At 60.7% G+C, this 16,682-nt stretch carries 16 protein-coding genes; 8 read left to right on the top strand and 8 right to left on the bottom strand.

Features of this window, described 5'->3' with window-relative positions:
- The first annotated feature begins 25 nt into the window (after positions 1-25).
- Genes queC through queF form a run of 4 tightly spaced genes read left to right on the top strand, consistent with a single transcriptional unit; the run spans position 26 to position 2,287 of the window.
- A complete protein-coding gene (gene queC / locus BUB78_RS02145; protein WP_073194456.1) occupies positions 26-724 on the top strand; it encodes a 7-cyano-7-deazaguanine synthase QueC in 699 nt (232 codons plus the stop codon).
- Positions 724-1,080, top strand: a complete 357-nt coding sequence (queD, locus tag BUB78_RS02140) for a 6-carboxytetrahydropterin synthase QueD (RefSeq protein ID WP_073194452.1) — start codon at positions 724-726, stop codon at positions 1,078-1,080. The genes queC and queD overlap by 1 nt, the downstream gene beginning before the upstream one ends.
- Positions 1,077-1,805, top strand: coding sequence for a 7-carboxy-7-deazaguanine synthase QueE (gene queE / locus BUB78_RS02135; protein WP_139279222.1), 729 nt, complete (start codon positions 1,077-1,079; stop codon positions 1,803-1,805). Before queD ends, queE begins: the two co-directional genes overlap by 4 nt.
- Positions 1,806-1,819: 14 nt before the next feature.
- Positions 1,820-2,287 (top strand): preQ(1) synthase, encoded by a 468-nt coding sequence (queF, locus tag BUB78_RS02130; RefSeq protein WP_073194446.1) that lies wholly within the window; start codon positions 1,820-1,822, stop codon positions 2,285-2,287.
- A 144-nt stretch (positions 2,288-2,431) separates the two neighbouring features.
- Here queF and BUB78_RS02125 read toward each other — a convergent pair whose 3' ends face one another.
- The 8 genes from BUB78_RS02125 to BUB78_RS02085 all read right to left on the bottom strand — a co-directional run bounded on the left by BUB78_RS02125 (position 2,432) and on the right by BUB78_RS02085 (position 11,641).
- Positions 2,432-2,701 carry a glycine zipper 2TM domain-containing protein gene (locus BUB78_RS02125; protein WP_073194442.1) on the bottom strand — a complete coding sequence of 90 codons (270 nt, stop codon included), beginning with the start codon at positions 2,699-2,701 and terminating at the stop codon, positions 2,432-2,434.
- Positions 2,702-2,820: 119 nt separating this feature from the next.
- Positions 2,821-3,738, bottom strand: coding sequence for a DMT family transporter (locus BUB78_RS02120; protein WP_073194438.1), 918 nt, complete (start codon positions 3,736-3,738; stop codon positions 2,821-2,823).
- 649 nt (positions 3,739-4,387) lie between these two features.
- On the bottom strand, positions 4,388-6,334 hold the full coding sequence (gene acs / locus BUB78_RS02110) for an acetate--CoA ligase (protein ID WP_073194431.1): 1,947 nt from the start codon (positions 6,332-6,334) through the stop codon (positions 4,388-4,390).
- A gap of 81 nt (positions 6,335-6,415) precedes the next feature.
- Positions 6,416-7,171 (bottom strand): ABC transporter ATP-binding protein, encoded by a 756-nt coding sequence (locus BUB78_RS02105; RefSeq protein WP_073194428.1) that lies wholly within the window; start codon positions 7,169-7,171, stop codon positions 6,416-6,418.
- A 14-nt stretch (positions 7,172-7,185) separates the two neighbouring features.
- Positions 7,186-7,941 carry an ABC transporter ATP-binding protein gene (locus BUB78_RS02100; protein ID WP_073194425.1) on the bottom strand — a complete coding sequence of 252 codons (756 nt, stop codon included), beginning with the start codon at positions 7,939-7,941 and terminating at the stop codon, positions 7,186-7,188.
- 12 nt (positions 7,942-7,953) lie between these two features.
- Complete coding sequence (locus BUB78_RS02095) at positions 7,954-9,159, bottom strand: branched-chain amino acid ABC transporter permease (RefSeq protein WP_073194422.1); 1,206 nt, start codon at positions 9,157-9,159, stop codon at positions 7,954-7,956.
- A 3-nt stretch (positions 9,160-9,162) separates the two neighbouring features.
- Complete coding sequence (locus BUB78_RS02090) at positions 9,163-10,194, bottom strand: branched-chain amino acid ABC transporter permease (RefSeq protein ID WP_073194419.1); 1,032 nt, start codon at positions 10,192-10,194, stop codon at positions 9,163-9,165.
- A 100-nt stretch (positions 10,195-10,294) separates the two neighbouring features.
- Positions 10,295-11,641, bottom strand: coding sequence for a substrate-binding protein (locus BUB78_RS02085; RefSeq protein ID WP_073194658.1), 1,347 nt, complete (start codon positions 11,639-11,641; stop codon positions 10,295-10,297).
- Between the two features lie 218 nt (positions 11,642-11,859).
- Between BUB78_RS02085 and BUB78_RS02080 the strand changes: the two genes are divergently transcribed.
- From BUB78_RS02080 to BUB78_RS02065, 4 genes are all read left to right on the top strand, one after another.
- Positions 11,860-13,170 carry a helix-turn-helix domain-containing protein gene (locus BUB78_RS02080; protein WP_073194416.1) on the top strand — a complete coding sequence of 437 codons (1,311 nt, stop codon included), beginning with the start codon at positions 11,860-11,862 and terminating at the stop codon, positions 13,168-13,170.
- A gap of 71 nt (positions 13,171-13,241) precedes the next feature.
- Positions 13,242-13,610 carry a response regulator transcription factor gene (locus tag BUB78_RS02075; protein WP_073194414.1) on the top strand — a complete coding sequence of 123 codons (369 nt, stop codon included), beginning with the start codon at positions 13,242-13,244 and terminating at the stop codon, positions 13,608-13,610.
- Complete coding sequence (locus BUB78_RS02070) at positions 13,607-13,882, top strand: hypothetical protein (RefSeq protein ID WP_073194412.1); 276 nt, start codon at positions 13,607-13,609, stop codon at positions 13,880-13,882. Before BUB78_RS02075 ends, BUB78_RS02070 begins: the two co-directional genes overlap by 4 nt.
- A gap of 3 nt (positions 13,883-13,885) precedes the next feature.
- Positions 13,886-16,570: an ATP-binding protein gene (locus tag BUB78_RS02065; protein ID WP_073194409.1), complete on the top strand. Its 2,685-nt coding sequence runs from the start codon at positions 13,886-13,888 to the stop codon at positions 16,568-16,570.
- The last annotated feature ends 112 nt before the right edge of the window (positions 16,571-16,682 follow it).

Below are 16,682 nucleotides of genomic sequence, written 5' to 3'. Positions count from 1 at the left end.
TACCCGCTCAAAACAAGGGTTTAATATGGATACCATCGTCATCTGCTCGGGCGGGCTCGATTCCGTGTCGCTTGCGCATAAAGTTGCTGCTGAACATACTCTCAAGGGGCTTTTGTCCTTTGATTATGGCCAGCGTCATTCCAAGGAACTTGGCTTTGCCGCCGCCTGCGCGACGCGATTGGGCGTGGCCCATAGCATCGTCGACATCCGCGCAATCGGCGCGGCGCTTGGCGGCTCGGCCCTGACCGATGATATCGCCGTGCCCGACGGGCATTACGCCGAAGAGACGATGAAGGCCACGATTGTGCCCAACCGCAATGCGATCATGCTGAGCATCGGGTTTGGCATGGCGGCGGCGCAAAAGGTCGACGCGGTGGCAACGGCGGTGCATGGCGGGGATCATTTCATCTATCCCGATTGCCGCCCCGGCTTTATCGACGCGTTTCAGGCGATGCAGGATCGCGCGCTCGAGGGATATGCTGATATCCGCCTTTATACGCCCTATGTGACCGGATCAAAGGCCGATATCGTCACCGATGGCGCGGCGCATGGCACGCCGTTCGGCGAGACGTGGTCATGCTACAAGGGCGGTGCAAACCATTGCGGGCGCTGCGGCACCTGCGTCGAGCGGCGCGAGGCGTTTCATCTGGCCGGGGTGATCGACCCGACGCTTTATGACGATCCGGATTTCTGGTTGACGGCTCTGGCCGAGAGGGGCGCGTGATGTATCGGATCAGCAAGGAATTCCACTTTTCGGCCTCGCATCAACTCAAGGGCCTGCCCGAAGATCACCAATGTGCACGCCTGCACGGGCACAATTATATCGTCGTCATCGAGTTGGCGTCGACCGAGTTGAACGCGCATGGGTTTGTGCGCGACTACCTCGATCTGGCACCGCTCAAGCGCTATATCGACGACACGCTTGATCATCGGCACCTGAACGATATCCTTGGCGACGATGGCGTCACGGCAGAGCGGATGGCCAAGCACTTCTATGACTGGGCGCATGCCCGCTGGCCTGAGGTTTCGGCCGCAAAGGTGAGTGAGACGCCAAAGACCTGGGCGGAATTTCGTCCGTGAGCAGCGATAACACCATCCGCGTTTCCGAGATTTTCGGCCCCACCATTCAAGGCGAGGGTGCGCTGATCGGTGTGCCTACAGTTTTCGTGCGCACTGGCGGCTGTGATTATCGGTGCAGCTGGTGTGACAGCCTGCACGCGGTCGAATCCGAGTATCGCGACACCTGGAAACCGATGACGCCCGAGGCGGTGATGGCCGAGATCGAGGCGCTGTCCGGTGGCGCGCCGTTGATGGTCTCGCTTTCGGGCGGGAACCCGGCGATTCAGCCGCTTGGCGCGCTGATCAAGCTGGGGCAGGGCAAGGGGTATCGTTTTGCTCTTGAAACCCAAGGCTCGGTTGCGCGACGCTGGTTCAGCGATCTGGATATGCTTGTGCTCAGCCCGAAACCGCCCTCAAGCGGGATGGTTGTGGATTGGGATATCTTTGCGGATTGCGTCGCGGCCGCAAAGGGCGCGCCGAGCGTTCTCAAGATCGTGGTGTTCGATGAGATTGATTACCAATGGGCGTGCGACGTCGCGGGTCGTTATCCCGATCTGGCAGTCTATCTGCAACCGGGCAACCACACGCCACCGCCGCCAGATGACGATGCGGCCATGGTTGATCAGATAGGCATTGATGCGCGGATGCGTTGGCTGGTGGATCGGGTGATCGAGGACCGGTGGTTCACGGCAAAGGTGCTGCCGCAGCTGCACGTGATGCTTTGGGGCAATAAACGCGGCGTTTGACAGGAGAGGTCGGCATGAGCGACGAAACAATCTACAGCAGTCTCAAACAGTTGGGTGGCGCAACCGTTGTGCCGCAAAGCCCGGAAGAGGCCATCCTTGAACGGGTGAAGAACCCGCAAGGCGATGTGGCCTATAACGTGCGCTTCACCGCGCCCGAGTTCACCTCGCTTTGCCCCATGACCGGGCAGCCGGATTTCGCCCATCTGATGATTGATTACGTGCCGGGCGAGTGGCTGGTGGAAAGCAAATCGCTGAAGCTGTTTCTCAGCAGTTTTCGCAATCACGGTGCCTTTCATGAGGATTGCACCGTCAGCATCGCGCGCCGCCTGGTGGATTTCCTTGATCCGCAATGGCTTCGGATCGGCGGCTATTGGTATCCGCGCGGCGGCATCCCGATTGATGTGTTCTATCAGACCGGCCCGATGCCCGTAGGCGTCTGGGTTCCCGATCAGGGCGTGCCGCCTTATCGCGGGCGCGGCTAAGGCGGCATCAGGCCGTTTCTTCTTGCCTTAAATATCCCCGCCGGAGGCATCCGGCACCTGCCGAAACGCAAGGGCGGGCGCCGGAAAACTCGTCCGGCCCTTGCGTGCCAGCCTCGTAGGCAAGGCGGCAAGCCGCAGCACAACTTAGCAAGGCCGCGTCCGGTAGGTGCCGTCGCCAACCGCATAGGCGCATTGATTGGTGGCGGTGTTGCGGGCCACCAGCGTGCCTGCTGCGGCCCCGGCCAGAGCGGAGACGATTGTCCAGCTTGGGTTCGCGTCAAAGGCCGTGGCCAGCAAAAGCCCACCTGCCGCGCCAATCAAACCGCCGGTCACCTCGCGCTTGCTTGGGGGCGTGTCACAGGCCGACAGCGCCAGGGTCGCGGCACAGGCCAGGGTCAGGATGTAATGCTGCATGATCGTTCTCCGAATGAAAGCGCGGCAAAGGTCTCAGTGCCGCCTGGCCTGATCATGGCACAGGCGCGCAACATACCAGTTGGTACTGATCAAAGCGAACGACCAGTCACGCCGCCTGCTTAGACGATCACAACTGGCGGCTTGCGGCGTGCGCCCGACAGGGCGTTTCCGGCAATCGCCGCCAGCAAGACCGCGCCGCCGATCAGCGTGTTGATGCTCGCGGTCTCCCCCAGAACCAGCCAGACCCAGACCGGACCCAGAACCACTTCGGCCAGCGACAAGAGGGTCAGCTCGGCTGCGGGTACCGTCTTTGATCCGATGGTATAGAGGACAAGGCCAGCCCCGACCTGAAACACCCCCATGCCGAGCGCTATGCTGGTATCGGGCAGGGAGATCACCAACGGCAGCCCGAGCCAGAGACAGATGCCCCCCATGATCGCAATCGCGAACAGCCCCGAGATGAACACCGAGGGCATCATCTCGGTGTTCTTGCCCCAGCGAAGTGTGATGGTGAACACCGCGAAGCCAAGCGCCGAGCCAAGGGCTGCCAGATTGCCGCGCAGCGCCGCCCCCGAGGATTTGTCCCAGACCATGATGGCGATGCCGCCACTTGCCACGGCGATGGCGACCCATGTTTGCGGGCGCACCATCTCGCGCAGGATCACCCGGCCAAGCACCGCCGCCAAGAGCGGGGCACTGGCAAAAAGCATCATGGCATTGGCGACAGAGGTGCTTTGTACCGCGTAAATCCCGCCGGTATAGGCCGCCACAAGCGACAGCCCGCCAATCACGCCGCCCCAGCCGGAGGCGCGCGCAAGCGCCAGGGGGTCGCGCCCGGTGCGCAGGCGGATGACCACGTAGAGCAGCGCGCTCATGCTGAGCGAGCGATAAAGCAGGATCTGCCAGACAAGGGCGTCATCGATAAGGCGGATGCCAAGACCCACGGTGGACCACAACACGCCCGCGAAAAACACCAGCAGATAGCCGCGTAAATCGCGCTCTGGTGCAGGGGCTTGGGGGGCTGTCACCAGAGTCATCGGACGTCCTTGTTCTGTGTCAGGACGCGATGCGAGCCAGCTTTGGTTTCCTGGCTCGGGGATCGGTCCTTTGCAGGACAGGCTGGCGGTTTCGATAACGACAGTCTTGTCTGTTTGCGACCGCCCCAGCGAAAAAACCCGCAGGGCCAGGGCCTTGCGGGGGAACGCGCCTAACGGGGTGGCCGTGGTCTATTCGGCGTTGCGCAGGCCCGGCTCTGCATCCATGACCGATGCGGCAAGAGGGGGGGCTTCGGCCATGCGGCGTGCCCGGTCTTCGGGTGTGGAGCCGCGAAGCGGACCGTTATCAAGCGCGGTTGCGCGGGTTGTGGTGTCGGGTGGGTGAACGGAAAAAACCGCACCCGGCGTTATGGCATTCGAGGCCGAAAGCGGCTCGCTCGTGCGCGGCGCTGCCGTTATGGCCTGTATCGGTTCCGTCCTGCCTGGCGGTGTTGGGGCCAATGGTAGGATTGGCGATGAAATTGCGGTGAACATGAGTTACCTCGTCAAAGTTCGCCCCCGCATTGAATATTAAGCCGTTCTTCAGGAAACCAGAAAGGATTTTGATCTATCTGGTTAATGAAATCATAAGAGACCCCCCGCCCGGAGCGAACCGGACGAAGGCAAAAACGCGCGCAGGTTTGAAACGGGCTTAGCCCCGGTTCATCCGGTTTTCGATAAGATCGTCAACAACGGCGGGTTCGGCCAGTGTCGAGGTATCGCCCAGGGCGCCAAAATCATCCTCGGCGATCTTGCGCAGAATGCGGCGCATGATCTTGCCCGAACGGGTTTTCGGCAGGCCCGGCGCCCATTGGATCAGGTCGGGCTTGGCAATCGGGCCAATCTCGGCGCGGACCCATTTTTCAAGCTCTTTGCGAAGCTCCTCGGTCGGCTCGACGCCGTTCATCAGGGTGACATAGGCATAGATGCCCTGACCCTTGATGTCATGCGGATACCCAACCACGGCGGCCTCGGCGACCTGTGCGTGGGCCACAAGCGCGCTTTCGACTTCGGCGGTTCCCATCCGGTGGCCGGAAACGTTGATCACGTCATCAACCCGGCCAGTGATCCAGTAATAGCCATCGGCGTCGCGCCGACAGCCGTCACCGGTGAAGTAATAGCCTTTGTAATCCGAGAAATAGGTCTTCTCGAAGCGCTCGTGATCGCCGTAGACCGTGCGCATCTGGCCCGGCCAGCTGTCCTTGATGCAAAGCACGCCTTCGGCCTCGGTGTCGTGGATTTCAACGCCCGATGTCGGGTCAAGAATGACCGGCTGCACCCCGAAGAAGGGCAGGGTGCAAGAGCCGGGCTTGGTCGCGGTGGCGCCGGGCAGGGGGGTCATCAGGTGACCGCCGGTTTCGGTCTGCCACCAGGTGTCGACGATCGGGCATTTGCCCTTGCCGACAACGTCATTGTACCAGTTCCAGGCCTCGGGGTTGATCGGCTCGCCGACCGTGCCGAGCACCCTGAGATCCGACAGGTCGCAGCTTTCCACAAAGGAATTGCCCTGGCCCATCAGCGCCCGCAGGGCGGTGGGGGCGGTGTAGAACTGGTTGACCTTGTGTTTCTCGCAGACCTGCCAGAAGCGGCTGGCGTCGGGGTAGGTGGGCACGCCTTCGAACATGATCGTGGTCGCGCCATTGGCCAGCGGGCCATAGACGATATAGCTGTGGCCGGTGACCCAGCCGACATCGGCGGTACACCAGAACACATCGCCCTGGTGGTAATCAAACACCAGCTCCTGCGTCATCGAGGCATAGACAAGGTAGCCGCCCGAGGTGTGCACGACGCCCTTGGGCTGGCCGGTCGAGCCGGAGGTGTAGAGAATGAACAGCGGATCTTCGGCGTTCATTTCCTCGGGCGCGCAGTCGGTCGAGGCGGCGGCCATAAGCGCGGTGCAATCGTAATCGCGCTCGGTCCATGTGGTCTGACCGCCGGTGCGTTTGACCACAAGGTTCTTGACCCGGTCATCGCAATGCAAAAGCGCGGCATCGGCGTTGGATTTGAGCGCCGTCTTGCGCCCGCCGCGCGGGGCCTCGTCGGCGGTGATCACGACCTTGGCGTTCGACCCGTTGATGCGCGCGCCAAGAGCGTCGGGGCTAAAGCCTGCGAACACGATGGAATGGATGGCGCCGATGCGCGCACAGGCCAGCATGGCATAGGCCGCCTCGGGGATCATCGGCAGGTAAAGCACAACCCGGTCGCCGCGCGTGACGCCCAAATCCTTGAGGACATTGGCCATCCGGCAGGTGTTGTCGTGCAGTTCGCGGTAGGTGATGTGGAGCGCCTCTTCATCGGGGCTGTCAGGCTCCCAGATGATGGCGGTTTGATTGGCGCGGGTGGCAAGGTGGCGGTCGATGCAATTGGCCGCGACGTTCAGCGTGCCGTCAGAATACCAGTTGATCGACACCTTGCCGAGCTCAAAGCTGACATCCTTGACCTTCGTGAAGGGCTTGATCCAGTCGATGCGCGTGCCATGCTCGCCCCAGAACGCCGCAGGGTCGTTGATCGAGGCTGCATACATTTCGGTGTATTTCGCAGCGTCGATATGGGCGTTGGCCGCGAATTCGGCAGAGGGGGGATAGGTGGTATCGGACATGTCGGACCTTTTCGTTGAGGGCGATCATAAACGGATGCCCGCCCCCAACGATAAAGCGATATGGGGCGCGGGCGATCCGGGTCAGATCGCGAGATATTCAGAGCGCAGTTCTTCGTTTTCAAGAACCTCGGCAGCCGTGCCGTCAAAGACAATGCTGCCCGTGTCGAGAATGACAGCCCTGTCGGCAAGTTCAAGGGCGCGCACCGCGTTTTGTTCGACGATCACGGTGGTGATCCCCTGCTCCTTGATGATGCGCAGGGTCTTCTCGATCTCGTCGACGATGACCGGCGCAAGCCCTTCATAGGGTTCATCCAGCAACAGGACCTTGAGGTCACGCGCAAGCGCTCGGGCCACGGCGAGCATCTGTTGTTCGCCGCCCGAGAGGGTCACGCCCTCTTGCTTGCGACGTTCCGCGAGGCGCGGGAAGAGATCGTAAAGCCGCTCAAGCGACCAGCCGACCGGCGGGGCGATCTGCGCCAGTTGCAGGTTTTCCTCAACCGTCAGGCCGGGGATGATGCAGCGATCTTCGGGCACAAGGCCGATACCGACCGAAGCGGCCTGATGGCTCGACATGGTGTGAAGCGGCTGGTGATCGAGCCAGATTTCGCCCTTTGTCACCTGCGGGCTGTCCATCCGCGCGATCGAGCGCAGGGTGGTGGTTTTGCCGGCCCCGTTGCGGCCCAACAGCGCCAGAATTTCACCCTCGTGGACGTTGAAGGTGATGTTCTGGACGATATAGCTCTCGCCGTAATAGCTTTCCATGTTCCATACGGACAGGAAGGCGGGGGCGGTTTCGGCGTGGTTATGGCCCTTGGAAAAGTCGGGTTTGACGTTCATGGTCCCTGTCTCCTTCAGGCGTGTTCGCCAAGATACGCTTCGCGCACCTTGGGATGGCCCTTGATGTTTTCGGGCGTGTCTTCGACCAGCGGCGTGCCCTGCGCCAGAACGGTGATCCGCTCGGCCAGGCTGAATACCACATGCATATCGTGTTCGATGATCGCGATGGTGATGTCGCGCTCTTCCTTGATCTGTTTCAACAGGTCGATGGTGTTGTTGGTGTCGGCCCGTGCCATGCCGGCGGTCGGCTCGTCGAGCAACAACAGCTTGGGGCTCTGCGCCAGACACATGCCGATTTCCAGACGCCGCTTGTTGCCGCGCGACATCGAGGCCGAGTGATCATGGCGCGCATCGGCCATGTTCAGGCTTTCCAGCATATGCTCGGCCTGCTCGACGATTCCTTTTTCGTTGTCCGCGTTTTCAAAGGCATGCATCCGGAACACGCCGTCACGTTTGGCGAAAATCGGGATCATCATGTTTTCGAGCACGGTCAGATCACCAAAGATTTCCGGTGTCTGGAACACGCGGGAAATGCCCATCTGATTGATCTCGTAGGGTTTGCGCCCCAGAACCGACTGGCCATTGAACATGACGCTGCCGGTGTCGGGAATAAGCTTGCCGATGAGAACGTTCAGCAGGGTGGATTTGCCCGCGCCGTTCGGTCCGATGATCGCATGTACGGAGTTTTCCGCGACGCTCAGGTTCACATCCCCAAGCGCCTGGAGCCCGCCGAAGCGTTTGTTGACGTTTTTGACTTCAAGAATACCCATAACTCCGTCTCCTTATTCGGCGGGGGTGGATTGGGTCGATTTGTTGGCGTCGTCCCCGGATTTCTTGCGCCGGAACAGGCCTGCGATACGCTGCCCCCCCTCGACAAGACCACCGGGCAGAAAGATCACCACCAGCATGAACATGATGCCAAGCGTCAGGTGCCAGCCTTTGCCCACGAAGGGATAGACCAGCGTGATCACCAGATCCTCAAGCCCGTCGGGCATGAAACCAAACCAGGTGTGCAACACGCTTTCGTTGATCTTCGAGAAGATATTTTCGAAGTACTTGATGAAACCCGCGCCCAGAACCGGGCCGATCAATGTGCCGGCACCGCCAAGGATGGTCATCAGAACCACCTCGCCAGAGGCCGTCCACTGCATGCGCTCGGCGCCTGCAAGCGGGTCCATCGAGGCCAGAAGGCCACCGGCAAGACCGGCATACATGCCCGAGATCACGAAGGCCGCCAAAGTATAGGGGCGTGCGTTCAGGCCGGTATAGGTCATCCGGGTGTTGTTGGATTTGATCGCCCGAAGCATCATCCCGAACGGCGAGCGGAAGATGCGGATCGCCAGATAAAAGCTGATCAGCATCAGGATTGCGCAGAGGTAATAGCCGTTGTTGAACTGGAACGACCAGGGGCCAACGACCATTTCATAGGTGTCGCGCATGTCCAGACCGAAGAGGTTGGTCACCGGAATGCCACCGCTTTCGGTGCGGCTTACGCCAAGGATGCGCGGATCGTCGAGCGTCAGCTGCAAGCCGGTTTCGCCATTGGTGATCGGCGTCAGAACCGAATAGGCGAGGTTAAAGCTCATCTGGGCAAAGGCCAGCGTCAGGATCGAGAAGTAGATTCCCGAGCGACGCAGGCTGACATAGCCGATCACGACGGAAAACAGGCCCGCCACGATCACGCTCAGCACGATGGCCGGAAGCACGTTCATGCTCAGCAGCTTGAACATCCAGACCGCCGAATAGCTGCCGACACCCAGAAAGGCGGCATGACCGAACGAGAGATAGCCGGTCAGGCCGAAAAGGATGTTGAAGCCGATGGCGAAGATGCCGAAGATCACGAAACGCTGCATCAGGTCGGGATAACCCGCATTGAACTGTGCCAGTGAACTATCGGTCGGGAACGGGTTCAGGATGAAAGGTGCGCAGAGCGCAAGAAACGTGACGACCAACAGGAGAGACAGGTCTTTTTTGTTCAGTCCAAGCATGGATTAGTCCTCCATCACGCCCTTGCGACCCATCAGGCCACGCGGACGTGTGAGCAGAATGATAATAGCCACCAGGTAGATGATGATCTGGTCGATACCGGGAAGGATCGACTTGATCTCGTTCATCGAGGCAAAGCTTTCGAGAATGCCGAGCAGGAAGCCGGCCAGCACAGCGCCCGGAAGCGAGCCCATGCCACCGACAACCACGACCACGAAGCTCAGCACCAGAAAATCCATTCCCATGTGATAATTGGGCGAATTGATCGGCGCATACATGACCCCGGCGAGGCCGGCCACCGCCGCGGCGATGCCGAACATGATGGTAAAGCGCTTGTCGATATTGATGCCCAGAAGGCCCACGGTTTCGCGATCCGCCATGCCTGCACGCACAACCATCCCGAAGGTGGTGAACTGCAAAAAGGCAAAGACGGCACCGACGATGATGGCGGCAAAGGCGAAATACACAAGGCGCCAGTACGGGTAGATGATCGCGTTGGCGTCAAAGCCAAGCATCACCCCGAAATCAAAGCTGCCCTTGAACACATCCGGCGCGCCGGTGGGGATCGGGTTGGCGCCGTAGAAATATTTGATGATTTCCTGAAGCACGATGGCCAGACCAAAGGTCACAAGGATCTGGTCGGCATGCGGGCGCTTGTAGAAATGCTTGATCAGGCCACGTTCCATGATGAAACCGATTCCGATCATGATCGGGATCGAGAACAGGATCGCAAGTGGCACGGCCCAGTCGATAATCGACGCGCCCACCTCTGGTCCGAACCATGTCTCGACATAGGTCGTCTTGACCTTCATCGGGTTGCCAAGGAAGTCGGTCCTGGTCGGGTCGATTGTCTCGAAGCTGATGTTCAGGATGCGCTGGAGGGTGACCGCGCAGAAAGCACCGATCATGAAAAGCGCGCCATGCGCGAAGTTCACAACCCCGAGCGTGCCGAAGATCAGTGTCAGGCCAAGCGCGATAAGCGCATAAGCCGAGCCCTTGTCGAGCCCGTTTAGAATTTGGAGAATGATTGCGTCCATTGTTCCCACCCATGGGTTAGAGGCGATGGTGGTCTGTCCGAGTCTTTGCGGTCAGAACCGGCCGCGCGCGGTGTGCGCGCGACCGGAATGATCTGACAGATTACGCGCCGGGGTTACAGTTGCCCAGTGCGCCGCCTGCGAACATCGGGTGATCGGCAGGGTAGGTCACCTGTGCCGCCGGTGTCACTTCGACAACTTCGAGAAGGTCGAATTCGCTGGTCGGGTTTTCTTTCCCGCGCACAACCAGAACGTCTTTGAAGCACTGGTGATCGTCTGCGCGATAAAGCGTCTTGCCGTTGCCCAGACCGTCGAACTCAAAGCCTTCAAGGGCTTCGACAACGGCGCAGGGGTTGAAGCTACCGGCGCGCATGACGGCATCTGCATAAAGCAGGGTCTGGCAATAGACGGTATGCGCGGCCTGGCTCGGCGGGAAGCCGTATTTTTCACCGAAGGATTTGACGAACGCTTTCGAGGCGTCATCCTGCAGCGACCAGTGCCAGTTGGTCGAACCGTGAATACCTTTCACGTTTTCGCCGGCACCACGGGCCATCAGGCGCGAGTAGAGCGGAACAACGATTTCGAAGTTCTTGCCGTTGACTTGCTTTTCACGCAGGCCGAACTGAACCGCGTTGGTCAGCGAGTTCACCATGTTTCCGCCGTAGTGGTTCAGAACCAGAACGTCGGCGCCCGAGTTCAGAACCGGAGCGATATAGGACGAGAAGTCTGTCGCGGCGAGCGGTGTGCGCACTTTGTTGACAGTTTCCCAACCCATGGCCTCGGTTGCGGCCGCGATCGATTCTTCCTGCGTCCAGCCCCAGGTGTAGTCGGCGGTCAGGTGATAGGCCTTGCGGTCCGAACCGTAAAGCTTCTGAAGAACCGGCGCCAGAGCAGCGGCGGACATATAGGCGTTGAAGAAGTGACGGAAACCGTTGGCTTTTTTGTCTTTGCCGGTGGTGTCGTTCGAGTGGGTCAGACCCGCCATGAAGATCACGCCTGCCTCTTGGCACAGGCCCTGAACAGCCACGGCCACGCCCGAGGACGAACCGCCGGTGATCATGATCGCGCCGTCTTTTTCGATCATCGACTTGGCCGATGCGCGGGCTGCGTCCGATTTTGTCTGGGTGTCGCCGGTGACGAATTCGACCTTCTTGCCCAGGATGCCGCCGCCTTGCAGGACTTTGGAGCTGAAGGTGTTCATCATGCCGCCGTCGCCGCCACCGTTCAGGTGCTCGACAGCAAGCTGATAGGCGCGCAGTTCGTCGGCGCCCTCGTCGGCATAGGGGCCGGACTGGGGAACGTTGAAGCCGAGGGTCACGGTGCCGCCGGTCGGTTCGTTGGTGAAAGCCGAGGCGCTGGACGCCGTAAAGATCGTCGGCAGGGCAAGGCCGGCACCAGCAATGGCGCTGGTTTTCATCAGGCCCCGACGAGTCAGGTTCGAGTTGGACATAGATTCCTCCCATTGATAATTCTCGGGAAGGGCCTCCTCTTGCGCCTCCCCAAATTGCACAGCTGTGCTGCTTTAGTATGAGGCGTTGTAAGAAAATTACGCAACAACTGCTTTTGGCAGAATAATTAATTTGTAAATTAATAGACATTATCGACGGGGATGTTGTAAATAAAATTTCAAGTGCGGCATGAAGTCGTTTTAAACGCAGGGAAATTTTGATGCCGGAACGGCTGATGATCGGGACCCGGATCAGGGAGCGGCGGGTACTCGGTGGTATACGTCAATCTGATCTCGCGCGTCAGGCGGGCATATCGCCGTCTTACCTTAATCTGATTGAACACAACAGGCGCAGAATCGGTGGCAAAACCCTGCTCAAGCTGGCCGAAGTTCTCAATGTCGAGCCTGCGCTTTTGTCCGAAGGCGCCGAGGCGACCTTGATTGCGGGCCTGCGCGAAGCGGCGGGCGAGCAGGATGATATCGGCGCCGAAGTCAGCCGGATCGAAGAATTCGCGGGGCGGTTTCCGGGCTGGGCAAAGCTGCTGGCCGACCTCTATCGGCGCAACGAGTCGCTTGAGCGGACTATCGAGACCCTGACCGACCGGCTGGCGCATGACCCCTATCTTGCGGATTCCCTGCACGAGGTGATTTCGGCGGTGACGGCGATCCGGTCGACCTCGTCCATTCTGGTCGAGACCGAAGCGCTGGAGCCTGAATGGCAAAACCGCTTTCACCGCAATATCAACGAAGACAGCAGCCGCCTGACCGAGGGCGCACAATCGCTGGTGCGCTATCTTGAGGGTGCTCCGAATACCGATGCCGAACTTAAATCGCCACAGGATGAAATGCACGCCTTTCTGGCGGCGCGCGGGTTTCACCTGCCGGAGCTTGAGCGCGACATGGCCGGGCCACGCGATGTTACGCGCCTGATAGAAGGTGAGGGGGCGGAGCTGTCGAGCCCGGCGCAAAGCCTCGCGCGCGATGTCATGCTGCGGTATCTGGCCGATGCCCGCAGCCTGCCGCTTGAGCCGCTGCTTGGCTGGATCAAAAGCGTCGGCCTGCATCCCGATCGCCTGGCAGAGGCAAGCGGTGTTGATCTGGCCACGCTGTTCCGGCGGCTGGCGGCTTTGCCCGAAGACGCGGTCGGCCCGGTCGGGCTGGTGATCTGTGACGCCTCGGGCTCGCTCGTGTTTCGCAAGCCGCTCGAAGGCTTTGCCATGCCGCGGATTGCCGGGGCCTGTACGCTCTGGCCACTGTTTCAGGTGCTGGCACAGCCCCAGAGCCCGCTTCGGATGCGGCTTAAACAGGTTGGGCGCGGCACCGATACCGTCGAGGCGCTTGCCGTATCGGCCCCGGTGACCGCCCCGAGTTTTGATCGCCCCGCCCTGATGCAGGCGCATATGCTTTTGCTGCCCGACCGGCCCGAGGCAGCCACAGCGCCCCTGCGCGAGGTGGGGGTGAATTGTCGGATATGTTCGCTGGCCAGTTGCGCGGCGAGACGGGAACCGTCAATCATTTCAGACGGTTTTTGACAGGCTGGGTAAGTTTGGGGATAGTTGCGTGACGGTTCTGCCGTTATGACATCGGAGGGGAGGCCGGTTGCATGGGAAAAAAGGTTCTGCTGATCGAGGATGAGCCGAATATTATCGAGGCGGTCAGCTTTATCCTGTCGCGCGACGGTTGGGAGGTGAAAACCCATTCCAATGGCCATGACGCGATGGAGGTGGTGCGCCTGCGCGCGCCCGACCTGATCATCCTGGATGCGATGCTGCCGGGCAAGAGCGGCTTTGACATCCTGACGGAAATTCGCGGCGACGCGGCGCTTGGCAATACACCGGTCCTGATGCTGACCGCGCGGGGCCAGAGCAAGGATCGCGAGATGGCCGAACGCGCCGGTGTCAGCCAATATATGACCAAGCCGTTTTCCAATGCCGATGTTCTGGCGGCGGTGCGCGCGCTTGTAACCCCATGAGCCCCGAGCGCGGCCCGGTCTTTCTGGCGCGGCGCACCTATCGGCGCCGCCGTCTGGCCGACGCGGCTCGGCTTTTGCCGATTGTCGGCACGGTTTTGATCTGTATCCCGCTGTTGTGGCAGGGCGAGGGCGCATCGGGCAGCACCCGCACCACCATGGCGATGTTCTATATCTTTGGCCTCTGGATGATCCTGGCGACGATTGCCGGGATCATCTCGCGCCATCTGCGCGCCGCTGAGAACAAGGAACCGCCGCGCGGGGCAGGGAGCTAGGCCATGGCGATCCTGAACGTGCTTGCCCTGGTCTGTCTGGTTTACGTGGCGTTTCTCTTCGCCGTTGCCTTTGGTGCGGATCGTGCGGCGCGCCACGGGCGCGGCAAGTGGTTGCGCTCGCCCTATGTCTATACGCTGTCGCTGTCGATCTATTGCACCGCCTGGACATTTTACGGCGCGGTTGGCTTTGCCGCGCGCTCGGGCCTTGAATATGTGACGATCTATCTCGGGCCGACGCTTGTGATGATCGGCTGGTGGTGGACCCTGCGCAAGATGGTGCGGGTCGGGCGCAGCCAGCGGATCACCTCGATCGCCGACCTGATTTCGTCGCGCTATGGCAAGTCGAACCTTTTGGCGGTGTTCGTGACCATTCTCGCGGTGATCGGCGTCACGCCCTATATCGCGCTGCAATTGCAGTCGGTGACCCTGTCGTTCGCGGCCTTTTCCGAAACCGAACAGGCCGGTGCGGCCCTGCCGGACATGCAATCGACCGCGCTTTGGGTGGCCATGGGCCTTACGCTTTTCACGATCCTCTTCGGCACGCGCAACCTTGATGCCAACGAACGCCATCACGGCGTGGTCATGGCCATCGCGGTCGAGGCGGTGGTCAAGCTTTGCGCGCTTTTGGCGGTGGGTATTTTCGTGGTCTGGGGGCTGTCGGGCGGGGTGTCAGAGACACTTGCGCGCATCGACGCCTCAGAGATTGCCCGCTTCGAGGTGCCCGGAAGCCGCTGGATCGGGTTGACCATGCTGTCGGCGGCGGCGTTCCTGTGTCTGCCGCGGATGTTTCAGGTGATGGTGGTCGAGAACGAGGACGAGGACCACCTGCGCACTGCGGCCTGGGCGTTTCCGGCCTATCTCATGCTGATGAGCCTGTTCGTGGTGCCGATTGCGGCGGTCGGACTGGATATCATGCCAATCGGCGCCAACCCGGATTTGTTCGTGCTGACGCTGCCGCTCATGGCGGGGCAGGACGGGCTTGCGATCCTGTCGTTTCTGGGCGGGTTTTCCTCGGCGACCTCGATGGTCATCGTGGCGGCGATTGCCTTGTCGACGATGGTGTCAAACCACATGGTGATGCCGATCTGGCTTCATTTTACCGGTGGTTCGGCGATGATTTCGGGCGATGTGCGCCAGGTCGCGCTTTTGGCGCGCCGCCTGAGCATCGCGGGCGTGGTGTTCCTGGGATACCTCTATTTCCGGGTGACCGGCGGCGGCGCGGCGCTTGCGGCCATCGGATTGATTTCTTTCGCGGGCGTCGCCCAGTTTCTGCCGGCCCTCATGGGCGGCTTGTTCTGGCGCGGGGCAACGCGCACCGGGGCCTTGGCCGGGCTTGGGGTTGGCTTTGTGCTCTGGCAATACTGCCTGTTCCTGCCAAGTTTCGGTCCCTCGATGATCATGCCGCAGACGGTTCTGGATCACGGGCTTTTCGGGCTGAGCTGGCTTCGCCCACAGGCGCTTTTCGGGGCGCAGGACATGGACCCGCTGGTGCATGCGATCATGTGGTCGATGCTGCTGAACACCGGGGCCTTTGTCCTTGGCTCATTGCTGAGTTTCCCACAGCCGATCGAGCGCTTGCAGGGCGCGCAATTCGTTAATGTGTTTGATCATTCCTCGACCACTGGCGGCTGGTCCGGGGGCATGGCGCAGAGCGAAGACCTTTTGATCATGTCGCAACGGATCATGGGCGCGACTGAGGCGCAGGCGCTGTTTGCCACGGCCGCGCGCCGTCAGGGCCTGGCCGGTTATCTGCCCGAACCTTCGCCCGATTTCCTGCAAGAGCTCGAACGCGAGCTCTCTGGCTCGGTCGGGGCGGCCACGGCGCATGCGATGATTTCCCAGATCGTCGGCGGTGCGGCGGTTTCGGTCGAGGATCTGATGGCGGTGGCCGATGAAACCGCGCAGATCATGGAATATTCCAGCCAGCTCGAGGCGCAATCCCAGGAACTGGCCCGCACGGCGCGCCAATTGCGTCAGGCGAACGAGAAACTAACCCAGATTTCGGTACAAAAGGATGGCTTCCTGAGCCAGATCAGCCATGAATTGCGCACGCCGATGACCTCGATCCGGGCGTTTTCCGAGATTTTGCGCGATACCTCTGATCTGACGGCGGAAGAGAAAAGCAAGTATTCCTCGATCATCCATGACGAGGCGGTGCGCCTGACCCGGCTTTTGGACGATCTGCTTGATCTGAGCGTCCTGGAAAACGGCCAGGTGGTGCTGAATACGCAAACCGGATTGCTGAGCGACCTTCTGGATCGCGCCGAACGCGCCGCGGGCGTGCAGGTCGGCACGCTCAAGGTCGAACGGGATCGCGCGGCCGAGGCTTTTGAGCTGACCACCGATCTTGACCGGCTGGCGCAGGTCTTCATCAACCTGATCGCCAATGCGCGCAAATATTGCGATGGCGATCCGCCGGTTCTCAGCATCCGCACCCATGAGGTTGAGGGGCGTCTGGTGATTGATTTCACCGACAACGGGTCGGGGATTCCGTCGGAAAAGCAGGCGGTGATTTTCGAGAAATTCTCGCGCATTGGCGAGACCAAGGCCGGGGGCGCGGGGCTTGGGCTGGCGATCTGTCGCGAGATCATGACCCGGCTTGACGGCTCTGTCAGTTATCTGCCGGGTCAGAAGGGCGCGGCCTTTCGGGTCAGTCTTCCGCTGCCGCGCCGCATGGCCGCGCAATAAACTGCCAAACCTAAAGGAATTGGTAACCAAGCCCGCAGTAGTGTGACCGGGACAGCATAAGAGGTGGGCAGCGGCGGGCGGTATGGGATCGCAGGATCAACACTCAGTAATT

Origin of the sequence: Roseovarius marisflavi (assembly GCF_900142625.1) — a bacterium.
In the GTDB taxonomy this organism is placed as follows: Bacteria; Pseudomonadota; Alphaproteobacteria; order Rhodobacterales; family Rhodobacteraceae; genus Roseovarius; species Roseovarius marisflavi.
Note: the sequence above shows the minus strand (reverse complement) of the source record. Positions and strands in the feature narration are given on the sequence as shown.

Bases quoted from the DNA above. Each gene is read 5' to 3' on its own strand.
- queF (WP_073194446.1), top strand. From the start codon at position 1,820: ATGAGCGACGAAACAATCTACAGCAGTCTCAAACAGTTGGGTGGCGCA.
- queD (WP_073194452.1), top strand. From the start codon at position 724: ATGTATCGGATCAGCAAGGAATTCCACTTTTCGGCCTCGCATCAACTC.
- acs (WP_073194431.1), bottom strand. From the start codon at position 6,334: ATGTCCGATACCACCTATCCCCCCTCTGCCGAATTCGCGGCCAACGCC.
- BUB78_RS02095 (WP_073194422.1), bottom strand. From the start codon at position 9,159: ATGCTTGGACTGAACAAAAAAGACCTGTCTCTCCTGTTGGTCGTCACG.
- BUB78_RS02105 (WP_073194428.1), bottom strand. From the start codon at position 7,171: ATGAACGTCAAACCCGACTTTTCCAAGGGCCATAACCACGCCGAAACC.
- BUB78_RS02070 (WP_073194412.1), top strand. From the start codon at position 13,607: ATGAGCCCCGAGCGCGGCCCGGTCTTTCTGGCGCGGCGCACCTATCGG.
- BUB78_RS02080 (WP_073194416.1), top strand. From the start codon at position 11,860: ATGCCGGAACGGCTGATGATCGGGACCCGGATCAGGGAGCGGCGGGTA.
- BUB78_RS02120 (WP_073194438.1), bottom strand. From the start codon at position 3,738: ATGACTCTGGTGACAGCCCCCCAAGCCCCTGCACCAGAGCGCGATTTA.
- BUB78_RS02090 (WP_073194419.1), bottom strand. From the start codon at position 10,194: ATGGACGCAATCATTCTCCAAATTCTAAACGGGCTCGACAAGGGCTCG.
- queC (WP_073194456.1), top strand. From the start codon at position 26: ATGGATACCATCGTCATCTGCTCGGGCGGGCTCGATTCCGTGTCGCTT.
- BUB78_RS02075 (WP_073194414.1), top strand. From the start codon at position 13,242: ATGGGAAAAAAGGTTCTGCTGATCGAGGATGAGCCGAATATTATCGAG.
- BUB78_RS02125 (WP_073194442.1), bottom strand. From the start codon at position 2,701: ATGCAGCATTACATCCTGACCCTGGCCTGTGCCGCGACCCTGGCGCTG.
- BUB78_RS02100 (WP_073194425.1), bottom strand. From the start codon at position 7,941: ATGGGTATTCTTGAAGTCAAAAACGTCAACAAACGCTTCGGCGGGCTC.
- BUB78_RS02085 (WP_073194658.1), bottom strand. From the start codon at position 11,641: ATGTCCAACTCGAACCTGACTCGTCGGGGCCTGATGAAAACCAGCGCC.
- BUB78_RS02065 (WP_073194409.1), top strand. From the start codon at position 13,886: ATGGCGATCCTGAACGTGCTTGCCCTGGTCTGTCTGGTTTACGTGGCG.